The sequence below is a fragment of the Collimonas rhizosphaerae genome, from assembly GCF_038896935.1.
Classification (GTDB): Bacteria; Pseudomonadota; Gammaproteobacteria; order Burkholderiales; family Burkholderiaceae_D; genus Collimonas; species Collimonas rhizosphaerae.
Map to the genome: position 1 here is coordinate 241,783 of NZ_JBANDC010000003.1, position 14,369 is coordinate 256,151.

A 14,369-nucleotide genomic window follows, 5' to 3' on the forward strand; every position below is an offset into this window, starting at 1 on the left:
GCGTCAAGGTTGAGGCTGTCGCTGGCATTAACCGAAGCGGCCCGTGATGTAATCCTGCGTCTCTTTCCGTGCCGGGTTCATGAAGATCTGGTCGGTTTCGCCGAATTCCACCAGCTCGCCCAGATACATGTAGGCGGTGTAGTCGGAACAGCGCGCCGCCTGTTGCATGTTATGGGTCACGATGGCGATGGTGTAATCCTGCTTCAGCTCGCTGATCAGTTCTTCCACCTTGGCGGTCGAGATCGGATCCAGCGCCGAGGTCGGCTCGTCCAGCAGCAAGACATCGGGGCGCACCGCCACGCTGCGCGCAATGCACAGGCGCTGCTGCTGGCCGCCGGACAGGCTCAGGCCGCTCTTGTTCAGCTTGTCCTTGACCTCGCCCCACAGGGCAGCCTTCGACAAGGCCCACTCGACGCGCTCGTCCATCTCGCCCTTGGGCAGGTTTTCATACAGGCGGATGCCGAATGCGATGTTGTCGTAGATCGACATCGGAAACGGCGTCGGCTTCTGGAACACCATGCCAACCTTGGCGCGCAGCATGTTCAGGTCCTGCCCCGCTTCCAGGATGTTGCGGCCGGCGTACATGATCTTGCCTTCCGCGCGCTGGCCCGGGTACAGGTCGTACATCCGGTTCAGGGTGCGCAGCAAGGTCGATTTGCCGCAGCCCGAAGGGCCGATGAATGCAGTCACTTTCTTTTCATTGACATGCAGGTTGATATTCTTCAAGCCCTGGAACGCGCCATAGTAAAAATTCAGCTGCGAGATTTCTATGGTCGGCTGCTTGTCGAGAGTATTCGGTTTGATTGAGGTTTGCATAATATTGACCAGTAAGGATGGCAATCTAAGTGAATTCGTTAACCTGGAATTTTCTGGCTGAAAAGCGAACGCGACACGATGTTCAAGGCCAGCACGCTGAAGGTGATCAGCAATGCGCCGCCCCACGCCAGCGGCACCCAGTTGTCGAACGGGCTCATCGCAAACTGGCTGATCACCACCGGCAGGTTGGCAATCGGCTTGTTCATGTTGGTGCTGAAGAACTGGTTGTTCAAGGCCGTGAACAGCAACGGCGCCGTTTCGCCGGCAATCCGCGCCACCGCCAGCAGGACGCCGGTGACCACGCCGGCCTTGACCGCACGCAGGCGCACCAGCAAGGCCACTTTCCAGCGCGGCGCGCCCAGCGCGAATGCTGCTTCGCGCAGGTTGCCCGGCACCAGTTTCAACATGTTGTCGGTAGTGCGCACCACCACCGGCACCGCAATCAGGGACAAGGCAAACGTACCGGCCCAGCCCGAGAAATGGCCAACCTTGGCAACGTAGATGGCGTAGACAAACAAGCCGATCACGATCGACGGCGCCGACAGCATGATGTCGGTCACAAAACGCGTCACCTGCGCCAGCCTGCTCTCTTCGCCGTATTCGGCCAGGTAGATGCCTGCCAGGATGCCGACCGGGGTGCTGATCACGGTCGCCAGCCCCACCAGCATCAGGCTGCCGATGATCGGGTTCAGCAAGCCGCCGGCGCCGGAACCCGGGGCCGGCGTGTTTTGCGTCAGGATGCCGAGGTTCAGCGCGCCGAAACCTTTGATCACCAGCGTCGCCAGGATCCAGGCCAGCACGGCTATGCCCAAGGCCATCGCCAGGAATGACAGCACCATGCCGAAGCGATGCATCAGCAGGCGCTTGCGGTAGACCGGGTTGACCAGCGGGTTAGCCTGGATATCGGCATCCGCTTGCAGGGAATTTTTCATTTGGCACCTTCTTTACGGGACATGCCCATCAACATGATTTTGGCGATCGACAAGACGATGAAGGTAATCACGAACAGGATCAGGCCCAGCGCAAACAAGGCCGATACGTGCAGCGTGGTGGAAGCCTCGGCGATTTCATTGGCCAGCGTCGAGGCAATACTGTTGCCGGAGGCGAACAGCGACCAGGACAGCCGCTGTGCATTGCCGATCACGAACGTCACCGCCATGGTCTCGCCCAAAGCGCGCCCGAGGCCGAGCATGACGCCGCCGACGACGCCGGTCTTGGCGTACGGCAGCACCACCTTGCGCACCACTTCCCAGCGCGTGCAGCCAAGGCCGTAGGCGGATTCTTTCAGCACCGCAGGAACCACTTCAAATACGTCCCGCATGACGGAAGAGATGAATGGGATGATCATCACCGCCAGGATCAGGCCGGCGGTCAGCAAGCCAATGCCCATTTTCGGGCCGTTGAACAAGGCGCCGATCAGCGGCAGCTGGCCCAGCGTGGAGGACAGGAAAGGCTGGCCGTATTTGGCAAACAGCGGGGCGAATACAAACAGTCCCCACATGCCGTAGATGATGCTCGGCACGCCGGCCAGCAGCTCGACGGCGGTGCCCAGCGGACGGCGCAATTTCGCCGGGCAGATTTCGGTGAGGAACAAGGCGATCCCGAAACTTACCGGAAACGCGATCGCCAGCGCGATGAACGAGGTCACCAGGGTGCCGACGATGGCGATCATGGCGCCATAGTGGTCGTTGACCGGATCCCACTCGACGGTGGTGATGAACGATGGCCCGAACTCGCGGAACACCGGCCAGGCGCCGATCGCCAGGCAAACGATGATGCCGAGCAAGACCAGCAGCACGATCAGCGAAAACAGCAGCGTGACCTTGTGGAAAAGAAAATCCTGGATGCGCTGCTTGCGCATCGCGGCAAGCAGGCTCTGATGCGATAAACCCGCTTCTTCAGCGCTGATTGCCTGGGGTGAGATCGATTGTGCCATGACAGGAATATTTGCACTCATGAGTAGCGATATCCAATGAAGAATAAGAAGCGGCGGCGGAAATTTCAACTACCAGACCGCGCTCGACCTGGAGATGTTTCGCGTAGAGACTAGGTGATCCAAAAACATTCAACGATGCGGACAGTTCTTCGACATTCCCCGAACAACTGTCCGCCACGCGTATTTTCAACAACCAGCATTTTCAACACATGCGACACGAACAATGCTTGCAGCGCATGCTTGAGCCAGCTCAAGCATGCGCCAAGGCAGGACAATTACCAGACGGCTTTACCGGCGTTATCCTTGATCTGGGCTTTCCAGGACTCTTCCACCAGTTTCACCACCGATGCAGGAATCGCAACATAGTCCAGTTCGGCAGCAGAAGCGCCGCCGTTCTTGTATGCCCATTCAAAGAACTTCAGGACTTCCTTGCCCTTGGCAGCGTCGGCCTGGGTTTTGTGGATCAGGATGAACGACGCACTGGTGATAGGCCAGCTGGTCTTGCCGGCTGCGTCGGTGAAATCCACCGCGAAACCTGGCGTCTTGGCCCAATCGGCGCCGGCTGCGGCAGCCTTGAAAGTCTCGTCGTCCGGTTGCACGAAGCCGCCGTCACGATTCTTCAGCTGGGTATGCTGCAGCTTGTTTTTCTTGGCATAGGCGTATTCAACATAACCGATCGAACCCTTGATCTTTTGCACGTTGGCAGCGACGCCTTCGTTACCCTTGCCGCCTACGCCGACTGGCCATTTGACCGCGGTGCCGGCGCCAACGCCGGTCTTGAACGCAGGGCTGGTCTTCGACAGGTAGCTGGTGAACACGAACGAAGTGCCGGAGCCGTCAGCGCGATACACCACGGTGATGTCGTCCGCCGGCAGTTTCACGCCTGGATTGATAGCCGTGATTTCAGGCGCATTCCATTTGGTGATCTTGCCCAGGTAGATGTCAGCCAGCACAGGGCCGGTCAGCTTGACTTGGCCAGGAGTAACGCCATCCAGGTTAACGACCGGCACCACGCCGCCCATGATCGCCGGGAACTGCGCCAGGTTGTCAGTGTTCAGGTCTTCCACCTTCAGGGGCATGTCGGAAGCGCCGAAATCCACGGTTTTCGCCTTGATCTGCTTGATGCCGCCGCCGGAGCCGATCGATTGATAGTTCAGGCTGTTGCCGGTCGCGGTTTTGTAGGCTTCAGCCCATTTGGAGTAGATCGGATAAGGAAAAGAAGCGCCGGCGCCGGTGATTTCCGCTGCCATGACCGAAGAAACCGCCAGTGTCGAACCCATTGCCAGGATGGCGGCTTTAACGAAGTGATTCAATCGCATTTGTTACTCCCTTGTTGACTATAGATGTGGTGTGCCCAAGTCGAGACTGTTGTGAAATCCATCTCCTTGCAAGGAAGCCAATTTCACAACAGCCCCTGAGACAGGGCGAACTCTAACCAAGATTTATGACAGCTTTATGACGAGGTAAAAATGAATGTGAATGTCATTAAATTGTCAGAAAAATCAGGGAAAACAGGCAGAAAAATCTATTACGCCGTAGTAATTACGCCGTAGTATCTTTTTGATCCGGGCGCGGGACGACGCTGACCCGGAATGCCGAACCTGTCGCGACGCTTCCTTTTTCTTCATGAAGCTGTCATATTCAATGCATACACTGCGCCGTAACCATCAGACAAGTTGCCTGATTCATGAATAAGAAAACCAAGCCGGACGATGACTCAAAGCACCCCAGCGCCAGATTAGGCGCCAACCCAAGCTATCTGAATCGCGAACTGTCGCAACTGGCCTTCAACCGGCGCGTCATGGCCCAGGCCGAGGACAGGCACGTGCCGCTGCTGGAGCGATTGCGATATTTATGCATAGTAAGCAACAATCTCGACGAATTCTTTGAAGTGCGGATCGCCAGCCTGCTGGCAAACAGCCAGGTTGAAGGCGTCAGCGCCGAGTCGCCGGCATTGGCCGCGGCGCTTGAGCGCACCAGCGTAGAGTGCCACCAGATCGTCGACCGCCAGTACGCCCTCCTGAACCAGACCATTTTGCCGCAGCTGTCGGCCAGCCATATCCACCTGCTGCGGCACAGCGACCGCAACGAAGAGCAGCGGGCATGGGTAAAATCCTTCTTCGAGCAGGAAATCCGCCCCCTGCTGACTCCCATCGGGCTGGATCCGGCCCACCCCTTTCCCCAGGTATTAAACAAGAGCCTCAATTTCATTGTCGAAATGGCGGGCAAAGATGCGTTCGGACGCAGCACCTCGATTGCCATCATCAAGGCGCCGCGCGTTTTGCCGCGCGTGATCAAGCTGCCGGACGTGCTGTCGCCCGGCGGCGCCTCGTTTTGCCTGCTGTCGTCCATCATCCATGCCCACATAGGCGATCTTTTCGTCGGCCGCCAGATATTGGCTTATTCGCAATTCCGGGTAACCCGCAACAGCGACCTGTGGGTCGACGAAGAAGAAGTCAAGAACCTGCGCCAGGCGCTGCAGAGCGAGCTGCAGAGCCGCCAGTTCGGGGTTGCGGTGCGGCTCGAGGTGGCGCGCAGCTGTCCGCAACACCTGTCCCAGTTCCTGCTCGACCAGTTCGGCATCGCCGCCAACCGCCTGTACGCCGTCGATGGCCCGGTGAACATGGTGCGCTTGTCGGAAATGATCGACCAGATCAGCGACGCCAGCCTGCGCTTCCCGCCGTTTGCGCCAGGTTTGCCGCTGCACCTGGACAACGGCAACGACATTTTCGAGCAGCTGAAGCAGAAAGACGTGCTGTTGCACCATCCGTTCCAGTCGTTCCAGCCGGTGGTCGATTTTGTCCGCTCCGCGGCATTCGACAGCAATGTGGTGGCAATCAAGCAAACCATTTACCGCACCGGCATGAACTCCGACCTGATGGAAGCGCTGATTGTCGCGGCCCAGCGCGGCAAAGAGGTCATGGTGATCGTCGAGCTGATGGCGCGCTTTGACGAGGAAGCCAACATCAACTGGGCCGACAAGCTGGAACGCGCCGGCGCCCAGGTGGTTTACGGCGTGGTCGGCCTCAAGACCCATGCCAAGCTGTCGCTGGTGATCCGGCGCGAAGCCGGCAAGGACGGCAACGGCGAACTGCGCTATTACGCCCACCTCGGCACCGGCAACTACCATCCGACCACCACCAAGCTGTACACTGACTTCGGCTTGCTCACGTCGAACCAGAAACTGGCCACCGAAGTCAATGAAGTCTTCCTGCACCTGACCAGCCTGACCAAGCCCAAGAAAATGGATTACCTGTGGCTGGCGCCGTTCCTGCTGCAAAAGGAAATCATCCGGGCCATCCACAACGAAGCCGAGATCGCCCGCAAGGGACGGCCGGCGCGCATCGTCGCCAAGATGAATGCGCTGCTGGACGAATCCGTGATCCGCGCCCTCTACGAAGCTTCTGCCGACGGCGTCAAGATCGAACTGATCGTGCGCGGCGCCTGCGCGCTCAGGCCCGGCGTGCCGGGGCTGTCCGAGAATATCCACGTGCGCTCCATCATCGGCCGCTTCCTGGAACATAGCCGCATTTATTATTTCCGCAACAACCTGCAGCACGATGTCTACCTGGCCAGCGCCGACTGGATGAACCGCAACCTGTTCCGGCGCGTCGAAGTGGCCTTCCCTGTGCTCGACAAATCGCTCAAGAGAAGGGTCATCAACGAAGGCCTCACCCCTTATCTTAAAGACAATACCAATGCCTGGAGCCTCGGGTCCGACGGCAACTGGCACAAGAACAAGCCTCACCGGAGACAGAAACAATACAGTGCGCAACGACATTTGATGCTGGCTTTAGGCGCGCTTTCCCCTACGCATTACACAAACAAGTGAGCAAGGGCACATCATGGAACTGATCCTATGGCGGCACGCGGAGGCAGAAATCGGCGAGCCGGACGAGGGCCGCGCCCTCACCGGCAAGGGACACAAGCAAGCCTGGAAGATGGCAGACTGGCTGGACCGCAACCTGCCGCACAGTTGCAAGATCATCAGCAGCCCGGCCACCCGCACGGTGCAAACGGCGGAAGCGCTGGGCCGCAAATTCAAGACCCACCCCGATCTCGCCCCCGACTGCAGCGCCGAGCAGCTGCTGGCGGCAGCCAACTGGCCCAACAGCCGCGAACCGGTGCTGATCATCGGCCACCAGCCGACGCTGGGCCAGGCCGCCGCCTTGCTGGTGGCAGGCCAGATGCAGGATTGGTCTATCAGGAAAGGCAATGTCTGGTGGATTGCCCAGCGCGAGCGTGGCGACATCACCACCAATTTCTTGAAAGCGGTCATGTCGCCGGACCTGATCGCCAAGTAAAAAACAGGCTGAAAACCTCAGTGACGGGAAGCCGTAAGTGGTATATTTGCGACCAAATCGTTTATCCCGTTTTTCTGTCGTTGTTGTTAAACTACAGGATTTCTGCGGCATTTCCTTGCATAAGATAAAATGACAGACAAGTTGCGCTATAAGCAACCATGTTGTAGTGGACCACCCGAGAGGTAATGCATGCTCTACCAATTTCACGAATTCAACCGCTCTTTACTCCATCCTCTTGTGCAATGGGCCGATGCCGGCAGCAGGCTCTTCACCGACCCGATCTCGCCGCTTTCCCACACGCCCTTCGCGCAGCGCATCGCCGCCGGCTACGAATTGATGTACCGCCTCGGCAAGCAGTATGAAAAGCCTGAGTTCGAAATCGACAGCACGCTGGTCAACGACAAGCCTGTCAGGATCATCGAGGAAGTGACCACCACCCGGCCGTTCTGCCGCCTGCTGCATTTCAAGAAGGACCTGGGCAACAAGGAACTGGCCGCCCTCAAGCAGCCGACCATATTGCTGGTCGCCCCCTTGTCAGGCCATCATTCGACCCTGCTGCGCGACACCGTGCGCGGCCTGCTGCCGGAACACGATGTCTATATCACCGACTGGACCGATGCGCGCATGGTGCTGGCCAGCGACGGCCCTTTTCATTTGCACGACTATATATATTACATACAGGATTTCATCCGCCAGCTGGGGCCGGACCTGCATGTGGTATCAGTCTGCCAGCCGACCGTCCCGGTACTTGCCGCAATCTCGCTGATGGCAAGCGCCAAGGACAGCCACTTGCCAAAGAGCATGACCATGATGGGCGGCCCTATCGATCCGCGCAAATCGCCGACCGACGTCAACAACCTGGCCACCGAGAAGCCGTTCAGCTGGTTCGAGAACACCGTGATCTATAGCGTGCCGTCCAATTACCCTGGTTTCGGCCGCAAGGTCTACCCGGGCTTCCTGCAGCATGCCGGTTTCGTCGCGATGAATCCGAGCCGCCATGCCCAGAGCCACTGGGATTTCTACATGCACCTGCGCGAAGGCGACAACGAATCGGCCGACAGCCACCGCAAGTTCTATAACGAGTACAACGCGGTGCTGGACATGCCGGCCGAGTACTACCTGGAAACCATCAAGACCGTGTTCCAGGATTTCGCCCTGCCGCACGGCACCTGGGAAGTCGAAGGCAAGCTGGTGCGGCCGCAGGATATCAAGAGCGTGGCGCTGTTTACCATCGAAGGCGAGCTGGACGACATTTCCGGCCCCGGGCAAACCCAGGCCGCGCACGACCTGTGCAGCTCCATCCCGAAATCGAAGAAACAGCACTACACCGCCGAAAAATGCGGCCACTACGGAATTTTCTCGGGCCGCCGCTGGCGCGAACTGATTTGCCCGAAAATCACCGCATTTATCAAGGACAACGCTTAAGCCGGCCCTGTCCTTTGCCGATCCGGTAAATCCGCTGCAAAAACCGCTCCTTCGCCGGGAGCGGTTTTTTTTATTCGGCGCGGCGCCGGTATAATATGCCCCATGTTGTCATCACCCAGCTCCCTGCCGCCCGTGTCCTCGCCTTCCCTCGCCGACCGTATCGAAGCGCTGCTGCCGCAGACGCAATGCACCAAGTGCGGCTATCCGGCCTGCCGTCCCTACGCCGAAGCCGTCGCCGACGGCAGCGCCGGCTATAACCAGTGTCCGCCGGGCGGCCAGCAAGGCGTGGCCCGGCTGGCGCAATTGCTGCACAAGCCCGTCATCCCGCTCAACCCGGCCAACGGCGCCGAGCGGCCGCGGCCGCTGGCGGTCATTGATGAAGCCGCCTGCATCGGCTGCACGCTCTGTATCCAGGCCTGCCCAGTCGACGCCATCGCCGGCGCCGCCAAGCAGATGCACACGGTCATCAACGACCTGTGCACCGGCTGCGACCTATGCGTGGCCCCATGCCCGGTCGATTGCATCGCCATGGTCGAAGCGAGCGGCCCGGCGACCGGCTGGGATGCGTGGACCCGGCAGCAAGCCGACGGCGCCCGCGCCCGCCACGATTTCCATCTGTTCAGGGTAGCGCGCGAGAAGCGGGAAAACGATGAGCGCCTGGCTGCCAAGGCCGCGGAAAAGCTCAGGGCGGTCGCCGCCGAATCCGCCGCAACGCCGGAGCAGCAAGCCGAACAGCAACGCAAGAAAGCCATCATCCAGGCCGCCATTGAACGTGCCCGGCAGAAGAAAGAACAACAAGCCGAACAGGCTGCCAAGGACTCGCAATGAATGCCGAAAAACGCCGGGAAATATTCACCCGCCTGCGCGCCGCCCTGCCGCACCCGACCACTGAACTGGAATACACCACGCCGTTTGAATTGCTGATCTCGGTGGTCCTGTCGGCGCAGGCCACCGATGTCTCGGTCAACAAGGCGACCCGCAAGCTGTATCCGGTCGCCAATACGCCGGCGCAAATCTACGCACTCGGCGTCGACGGCCTGATTCCATACATCCAGACCATCGGCCTGTACCGCACCAAGGCCAAGAACGTGATCGAAACCTGCCGCATGCTGGTGGCCCTGCACGACAGCCAGGTGCCGCGTACCCGCGAACAGCTGGAGGCGTTGCCCGGGGTCGGCCGCAAGACCGCCAACGTGGTGCTCAATACCGCTTTCGGGGTGCCGACGATTGCCGTCGACACCCATATCTTCCGGGTCTCCAACCGCACCGGCATCGCGCCGGGCAAGGATGTGGATGCGGTCGAACACAAGCTGATGAAACTGGTGCCCGCCGAGTTCCTGCTGGACGCCCATCACTGGCTGATCCTGCATGGACGCTACACCTGCATTGCCCGCAAACCGCTATGCTGGAACTGCAGCATTGCCGACCTGTGCGATTTCAAGGCGAAAACGCCATTGCCGGAAAAAGGGATATAAAGCCATGCAGCATTCTCATCCGCATACCGAACACCACTTCCAAGCCAGCGACACCGTGCGCGACATCGTCATCGGCATGGCCGACGGCCTGACGGTGCCGTTTGCGCTGGCTGCCGGCATCAGCGGCGCCGCTGTCGGCATCGATATCGTGGTCACCGCGGGCGTCGCCGAAATTGCCGCCGGTTCGATCGCCATGGGCCTGGGCGGTTACCTGGCGGGGCGTACCCAGCGCCAGCATTACTATGCCGAGCGCGAGCGTGAAGAACAGGAAATCCTGAACGTGCCGCATCGCGAGCGCAAGGAAGTGATCGACATCATGGCCCAGTATGGCGTGACCAAACAGGAATGCGAACCGATGCTGGCCGGGCTGGAACGCAACCCGGTCGCCTGGCGCGATTTCATGATGCGCTTTGAACTCGGCCTGGAAGAACCGCGGCCGGCCGCAGCCAGGAAGAGCGCCCTCACCATCGCCGTGTCCTACCTGGTCGGCGGCCTGATCCCGCTCGCGCCCTACATGCTGATGACATCCATCCCGCGCGCGCTCGCCGCCTCTACCGCGGTGACGCTGCTGGCGCTGTTTGTCTTCGGCTACCTGAAAGGCAGCGTCACCGGCACCGGCGCCGTCAAATCGGCATTGCAAACCCTGATGGTCGGCGGCCTGGCCGCGGCCGTCGCCTTCGGCATCGCCAGACTGATCAGTTAACCACCATGTTCAATCCATCCCAAGACGACGTGCGGCGCTTTTTTTGCGAAACCTACCGCAAGCACCGCGCCAATGAAATCCTGACGCCGCTGGAGGCCATCGCCAGCGACTGGCTGAAACAACATCCCGAGTATGACGACGACCTGAAGGATGTCGACGCCGCGCTGGGCGCCGATTACTCGGTCGAGAACGGCCAGACCAATCCCTTCCTGCACCTGTCCATGCACTTGTCTATCGCCGAGCAGATCTCGATCGACCAGCCGCCAGGCATACGCGCCGCCGCCACGGCTTTGACGCAGCGCCTGCAATCGGAACACGAAGCCCATCATCACATCATGGAATGCCTGGGCGAGATGATCTGGAATTCGCAGCGCAGCGGCTTGCCGCCGGATGGCGCTGCCTATATCGACTGCGTCAGGAAACGCGTTTAACGCGGTTCGATCCTGCAAAAAAAACGCCTGGATGTGATCCAGGCGCAAACCCAAGGAGATTTGGGCAGGGAACCGAGGTTTGGCGAATTCAATGCGGGACGGCGGTCCCTTCGGCGCTTTTGCCGTCTTCGCCTTCGTCGCGGCGATGGAACAGCTGGTACAGGATCGGTAGCACCAGCAAGGTCAGGATGGTCGACGACAGGATGCCTCCTATCACCACGGTTGCCAGCGGCCGCTGCACTTCCGCTCCGGTGCCGGTAGCAATCGCCATCGGCACAAAACCCAGGGACGCCACCAGCGCCGTCATCAGCACCGGCCGCAAACGGGTCAGCGCGCCTTCGCGGATCGCCGTCTCCAGGCTGCGGCCTTCTTCCCGCAGGCCGCGGATGAAAGCAATCATCACCAGACCGTTCAGCACCGCCACCCCGCACAGCGCGATAAAACCGACCGCCGCCGAAATCGACAGGGGAATCCCGCGCAGCCACAAGGCGACAATGCCGCCGGTCAGGGCAAACGGAATGCCGCTGAATACCAGCAAGCCATCCTTGATATTGCCGAACATGGCGAACAGCAGCGTGAACACCAGCAGCAAGGCGACCGGAATCACGATCTGCAGGCGCTGGCTGGCCGACTGCAGCTGCTCGAACTGGCCGCCCCAGCTGGTCCAGTAACCGGACGGGATCTTGATTTGCTGCTGCAGCTTGCCTTCGGCCTCGGCCACGAACGAGCCGATGTCGCGGCCGCGCACATTGGCGCTTACCACGATCCGCCGCTTGCCGTTTTCCCGGCTGATCTGGTTCGGCCCGGGAGCCAGCTCCAGGCTGGCCACTTCGCCCAGCGGGATATAGTTGGTGCGGCCTTCTCCGCCGGCGCTGCGCGGCAGGGATATCGGCAGGCGCCTGAAGGCTTCCAGGTCGCTGCGCAGCTCCTCCGGCAAACGCACCACGATATCGAAACGGCGGTCGCCCTGGAACAAGGTGCCGGCTTCCTTGCCGCCGATGGCGGTGGCCACCACATCCTGCACATCAGCCACGTTCAAGCCATAGCGGGCGGTCTTGTCGCGGTCGATATTCACCGTCAGCATGGGCAACCCAGACGTCTGTTCGATCTTCACTTCCGCAGCGCCGGTGATCTTGCCCAGCACGCTAGAAACCTTGTCGGCGGTGTCGTTCAGGACCGCCATGTCGTCGCCGAATATCTTGACGGCGACATCGCTGCGCACGCCGGAAATCAGTTCGTTGAAACGCAGCTGTATCGGTTGCGAAAACTCGTAGTTATTGCCGGGAATCTTGCCGGCGGCTTCCTGGATCGCCGCCAGCAGTTCGGGCCGGGTTTTCTTCGGCTTGGGCCAGTCGACTTCCGGCTTGAGCATGATGTAGCCATCCGATATGTTTGGCGGCATCGGATCGGACGCGATTTCCGCGGTTCCGGTACGGGCGAATACGCGCTCTATCTCGGGAAACTGCCGCTTCAACGTGCTCTCGATCTGCTTTTGCATTTCCAGCGATTGCGTCAGGCTGGTGCCAGGGATGCGCAGCGCCTGGATCGCCATGTCGCCCTCATTCAGGCTAGGCACGAACTCGCTGCCAAGGCGGGTCGCCAGCAGGCCGGACAACAGCAGCACCGCCAGCGCGCCGCCCAGCATCACGGCTTTGCGCTGCATCACCCATTCCAGCACCGGTGCGTAAATACGCTTGGCGCCGCGCATCAGGAAATTTTCGCTTTCCGCCACGCGCTTGCCGATGAACAGCACCACCGCCGCCGGGATAAAGGTAATCGACAGGATCATCGCGCCGACCAGGGCGATCACCACCGTCAAGGCCATGGGATTGAACATCTTCCCTTCGACGCCGGTCAGCGCAAAGATCGGCAGGTAAACCACCATGATGATGACCTGGCCGAACAACAGGGGCCGGCGCGCTTCCCTGGAAGCGGCGAACACCTCGTGGAAGCGCTCGCTGCGGGTCAGCGGCCGGCCATGGTGAGCTTGCGCATGGGCCAGGCGCCGCACGCAGTTTTCGACGATGACCACCGCGCCATCGATGATGATGCCGAAATCGAGCGCGCCCAGGCTGAGCAGGTTGGCGCTCACCTTGTACTGGACCATGCCGGTAAAGGTAAACAGCATAGACAGCGGGATCACCATCGCGGTAATGATCGCGGCGCGCATGTTCCCGAGGAACATGAACAGGATGGCGATCACCAGGATCGCGCCTTCCAGCAGGTTCTTCTTGACCGTATTGATCGCCTTGTCGACCAGCACCGTGCGGTCGTAGACCGTGACCGCCTCGACCCCGGCCGGCAGGCTGCGGTTGATTTCCACCATCTTGCGGTCGACCGCCTGCGAGACGGCGCGGCTGTTTTCCCCGATCAGCATGAATACCGTGCCCAGCACCACCTCGCGGCCGTTTTCGGTGGCGGCGCCGGTGCGCAATTCGCGGCCGATGGCTACCTCGCCGACATCGCGGATACGGATCGGCACTCCCTGCACATTGCCGAGGATGATGTTACGCATGTCCTCCATCGACTGCACCTGGCCTGGCGCCCGGATCAACAGCTGTTCGCCGCGCTTTTCAATATAGCCGGCGCCGACGTTGCTGTTGTTGCGCTCCAGCGCGGTGACGATGTCCTGCAGCGTCAGGCCGTAGGACGCCAGCTTCTCCGGCACCGGCGCCACCTGGTATTCCTTGGCGAAGCCGCCGATCGAATTGATCTCGGTGACGCCGCTGACATTGCGCAGCTGCGGCTTGATGATCCAGTCCTGGATTTCCCGCAGGTCGGTAGCGGTGTAGGCGCTGCCGTCCGCTTTTTTTGCGCCGTCCCTGGCTTCCACTGTCCACAGGTAAATTTCGCCGAGGCCGCTTGAAATCGGCCCCATCGCCGGCGTCACGCCGGCCGGCAGCTTGCCCTTCGCCTCCTGGATCCGCTCATTCACCATCTGGCGCGCAAAATAGATATCGGTGCCATCCTTGAAAATCACGGTCACTTGCGACAGGCCGTAGCGCGACAGCGAACGCGTCTGCTGCAGGTGCGGTAAGCCCGACATCACCGTTTCTATCGGGAAGGTCACGCGCTGTTCGGTTTCCAGCGGCGAATAGCCGGGCGCAGCGGTATTGATCTGCACCTGGACGTTGGTAATGTCCGGCACCGCGTCGATCGGCAGCTTCTGGTAGTTGTAGATGCCGAGCGCTGCCATCGCAAACACGGCCAGCATGATCAGCCAGCGCTGCTCGATCGAGAAACGTATGATGCGTTCAAACATGGGATCGGATCCTTTGC

At 60.4% G+C, this 14,369-nt stretch carries 12 protein-coding genes; 7 read left to right on the forward strand and 5 right to left on the reverse strand.

What is annotated here, in order from left to right:
• Positions 1–27: 27 nt before the first annotated feature.
• The 4 genes from pstB to pstS form a co-directional block, all read right to left on the reverse strand.
• Complete coding sequence (gene pstB / locus V8G57_RS05570) at positions 28–816, reverse strand: phosphate ABC transporter ATP-binding protein PstB (RefSeq protein WP_092394159.1); 789 nt, start codon at positions 814–816, stop codon at positions 28–30.
• A gap of 38 nt (positions 817–854) precedes the next feature.
• A complete protein-coding gene (gene pstA / locus V8G57_RS05575; RefSeq protein ID WP_092394162.1) occupies positions 855–1,748 on the reverse strand; it encodes a phosphate ABC transporter permease PstA in 894 nt (297 codons plus the stop codon).
• Positions 1,745–2,752 (reverse strand): phosphate ABC transporter permease subunit PstC, encoded by a 1,008-nt coding sequence (pstC, locus tag V8G57_RS05580; protein WP_254784932.1) that lies wholly within the window; start codon positions 2,750–2,752, stop codon positions 1,745–1,747. The genes pstA and pstC overlap by 4 nt, the downstream gene beginning before the upstream one ends.
• A 275-nt stretch (positions 2,753–3,027) precedes the next feature.
• The gene (gene pstS / locus V8G57_RS05585) at positions 3,028–4,071 is read right to left on the reverse strand and encodes a phosphate ABC transporter substrate-binding protein PstS (RefSeq protein WP_342828507.1); all 1,044 of its coding nucleotides are present in this window, start codon (positions 4,069–4,071) and stop codon (positions 3,028–3,030) included.
• Positions 4,072–4,439: 368 nt separating this feature from the next.
• Here pstS and ppk1 point away from each other — a divergent pair, with 368 nt between their 5' ends.
• The 7 genes from ppk1 to V8G57_RS05620 all read left to right on the forward strand — a co-directional run bounded on the left by ppk1 (position 4,440) and on the right by V8G57_RS05620 (position 11,090).
• The gene (ppk1, locus tag V8G57_RS05590) at positions 4,440–6,584 is read left to right on the forward strand and encodes a polyphosphate kinase 1 (RefSeq protein ID WP_342828509.1); all 2,145 of its coding nucleotides are present in this window, start codon (positions 4,440–4,442) and stop codon (positions 6,582–6,584) included.
• Positions 6,585–6,597: 13 nt separating this feature from the next.
• The gene (locus V8G57_RS05595) at positions 6,598–7,056 is read left to right on the forward strand and encodes a SixA phosphatase family protein (RefSeq protein ID WP_092394174.1); all 459 of its coding nucleotides are present in this window, start codon (positions 6,598–6,600) and stop codon (positions 7,054–7,056) included.
• Positions 7,057–7,245: 189 nt separating this feature from the next.
• The gene (locus V8G57_RS05600; protein WP_342828511.1) at positions 7,246–8,481 is read left to right on the forward strand and encodes a polyhydroxyalkanoate depolymerase; all 1,236 of its coding nucleotides are present in this window, start codon (positions 7,246–7,248) and stop codon (positions 8,479–8,481) included.
• Positions 8,482–8,583: 102 nt separating this feature from the next.
• Positions 8,584–9,309 (forward strand): electron transport complex subunit RsxB, encoded by a 726-nt coding sequence (gene rsxB / locus V8G57_RS05605; RefSeq protein WP_342828513.1) that lies wholly within the window; start codon positions 8,584–8,586, stop codon positions 9,307–9,309.
• Entirely contained in the window at positions 9,306–9,956 is a 651-nt protein-coding gene (nth, locus tag V8G57_RS05610; RefSeq protein WP_342828514.1) for an endonuclease III, read from the forward strand. The genes rsxB and nth overlap by 4 nt, the downstream gene beginning before the upstream one ends.
• A 4-nt stretch (positions 9,957–9,960) precedes the next feature.
• Positions 9,961–10,659, forward strand: coding sequence for a VIT1/CCC1 transporter family protein (locus V8G57_RS05615; RefSeq protein WP_342828516.1), 699 nt, complete (start codon positions 9,961–9,963; stop codon positions 10,657–10,659).
• 5 nt (positions 10,660–10,664) lie between these two features.
• Positions 10,665–11,090, forward strand: coding sequence for a DUF1841 family protein (locus V8G57_RS05620; protein WP_092394189.1), 426 nt, complete (start codon positions 10,665–10,667; stop codon positions 11,088–11,090).
• 88 nt (positions 11,091–11,178) lie between these two features.
• Here V8G57_RS05620 and V8G57_RS05625 read toward each other — a convergent pair whose 3' ends face one another.
• Complete coding sequence (locus V8G57_RS05625; RefSeq protein ID WP_342828518.1) at positions 11,179–14,352, reverse strand: CusA/CzcA family heavy metal efflux RND transporter; 3,174 nt, start codon at positions 14,350–14,352, stop codon at positions 11,179–11,181.
• Between the last annotated feature and the right edge of the window lie 17 nt (positions 14,353–14,369).

Excerpts from the sequence above, each read along its gene's own strand:
- V8G57_RS05620 (WP_092394189.1), top strand. The coding sequence starts at position 10,665 with ATGTTCAATCCATCCCAAGACGACGTGCGGCGCTTTTTTTGCGAAACC.
- pstB (WP_092394159.1), bottom strand. The coding sequence starts at position 816 with ATGCAAACCTCAATCAAACCGAATACTCTCGACAAGCAGCCGACCATA.
- V8G57_RS05595 (WP_092394174.1), top strand. The coding sequence starts at position 6,598 with ATGGAACTGATCCTATGGCGGCACGCGGAGGCAGAAATCGGCGAGCCG.
- pstC (WP_254784932.1), bottom strand. The coding sequence starts at position 2,752 with ATGGCACAATCGATCTCACCCCAGGCAATCAGCGCTGAAGAAGCGGGT.
- V8G57_RS05615 (WP_342828516.1), top strand. The coding sequence starts at position 9,961 with ATGCAGCATTCTCATCCGCATACCGAACACCACTTCCAAGCCAGCGAC.
- pstS (WP_342828507.1), bottom strand. The coding sequence starts at position 4,071 with ATGCGATTGAATCACTTCGTTAAAGCCGCCATCCTGGCAATGGGTTCG.
- rsxB (WP_342828513.1), top strand. The coding sequence starts at position 8,584 with ATGTTGTCATCACCCAGCTCCCTGCCGCCCGTGTCCTCGCCTTCCCTC.
- V8G57_RS05600 (WP_342828511.1), top strand. The coding sequence starts at position 7,246 with ATGCTCTACCAATTTCACGAATTCAACCGCTCTTTACTCCATCCTCTT.
- V8G57_RS05625 (WP_342828518.1), bottom strand. The coding sequence starts at position 14,352 with ATGTTTGAACGCATCATACGTTTCTCGATCGAGCAGCGCTGGCTGATC.
- ppk1 (WP_342828509.1), top strand. The coding sequence starts at position 4,440 with ATGAATAAGAAAACCAAGCCGGACGATGACTCAAAGCACCCCAGCGCC.
- nth (WP_342828514.1), top strand. The coding sequence starts at position 9,306 with ATGAATGCCGAAAAACGCCGGGAAATATTCACCCGCCTGCGCGCCGCC.
- pstA (WP_092394162.1), bottom strand. The coding sequence starts at position 1,748 with ATGAAAAATTCCCTGCAAGCGGATGCCGATATCCAGGCTAACCCGCTG.